Raw genomic sequence first — 1,237 nt, 5'->3', positions numbered from 1 at the left:
GTTTCATGTCGTTATTCCCCTGTTTCTTGATCGAGCGTCCGGAAGCACCCAGAATTATCCGGACCGTCCCCCTCCTGTTTTAAGGACGGCTAGTGATCACGCCGATTGTCGGAGCTGCAGTCTGAACGGCAGAATGATGTTCTTGATCTGCTCGTCATCGGGACGCGGCGTGGTGATCAGTTCGGCAATGGCCGGGCCGAAGTCCAAGGCCGGCACCTTCACTGTCGTAAGCCAGGGTGCCAGCCATTCGTTCAGGCGATTATCGTCAAAGCCGCAAACCACCAGATCTTCAGGCACTTGCATCTTTCTCTCGAAAGCTGCCCGGTAGACGCCATAGGCGATCATGTCGTTGGCGCAGAATATCGAGTATTTCTTGGGCTCGGCTTCGAGAAGGCGCGACGCACAGTCGTAGCCGGCTTGCATGGTGTAGGCGCTCTCGAACTGGAGAACTTTGGCATCCTCCCCGATCCCGGCGAGGAAGCCGTCCAGTCGTGCGGTGCTACCCGAATAATGTCGCGGACCGTGGATCGCCACACAGTTGGTATAACCGCGCTCGACGAAATGGCGCCCGACCGCCAAGCCGGCCTGGAAGTTGTCGATCCCGACATAGGGCGCGAGTATTCCTTGAGCCGGGCGCCGGTTAACGAAGATCAGATTGTTCTGTCGTGCGGCCAGTTCGCGTAATTTGGGCGTATCGATCGCTCCCTGAAGAACGATTGCGCGCGCTCTCAGCCCCAGCGCGTCGGCAAGAAGCCGATCCTGCTGGGTCGCGTTCTCGCCGGTATTGGCGAGAACCATCGACAGACCGATCTCTTTGAGCGCGCTTTCCACCGAGACGGCGATATCGGCCGTGAAGTGGTTGGTCGCGTCGGGCACCAGCATCATGACCACGCGACTTTGCGCCAGGCGAAGCGAGCGGCCGATCTCCGACGGGGTATAGCCCAAGGACTTGGCTGCCCGGCGAACGCTTTCGATCTTATGAGGAGAGACCGAGTCTGCCTTTCCCGAGAAATATCGCGAGACAGTCGCAGTCGAAACACCCGACAAACGCGCGACGTCCCGGATCGTGGGGGGCTTTGACATCAATGCTCACCTAGCTGATCGGAGAGGCACACCGTCCTGGTGCACGACGTCCGATGTTAACGATTACATCCTACTGCCGACTTTAGCGTTCGCGGCATCGACGATAGGTTTGAGGTATTCAAGGCAGACGCGAGCGACCCAGTCCGGTTCGATG

The 1,237-nt window shown here is 58.8% G+C and carries 1 protein-coding gene and 1 pseudogene; both read right to left on the bottom strand.

All coding sequences use genetic code 11. The annotated features are described in order from the left end of the window. Positions 1-96: 96 nt before the first annotated feature. Complete coding sequence (locus tag CO671_RS33090) at positions 97-1,083, bottom strand: LacI family DNA-binding transcriptional regulator (protein WP_097609250.1); 987 nt, start codon at positions 1,081-1,083, stop codon at positions 97-99. A gap of 63 nt (positions 1,084-1,146) precedes the next feature. Further along, a pseudogene (locus CO671_RS34495) lies at positions 1,147-1,237 on the bottom strand (sugar phosphate isomerase/epimerase); the annotation flags it as partial.

The sequence above is a fragment of the Rhizobium sp. M10 genome, assembly GCF_002531955.1.
GTDB lineage: Bacteria > Pseudomonadota > Alphaproteobacteria > Rhizobiales > Rhizobiaceae > Rhizobium > Rhizobium etli_C.
Note: the sequence above shows the minus strand (reverse complement) of the source record. Positions and strands in the feature narration are given on the sequence as shown.

Excerpts from the sequence above, each read along its gene's own strand:
- CO671_RS33090 (WP_097609250.1), bottom strand. The coding sequence starts at position 1,083 with ATGTCAAAGCCCCCCACGATCCGGGACGTCGCGCGTTTGTCGGGTGTT.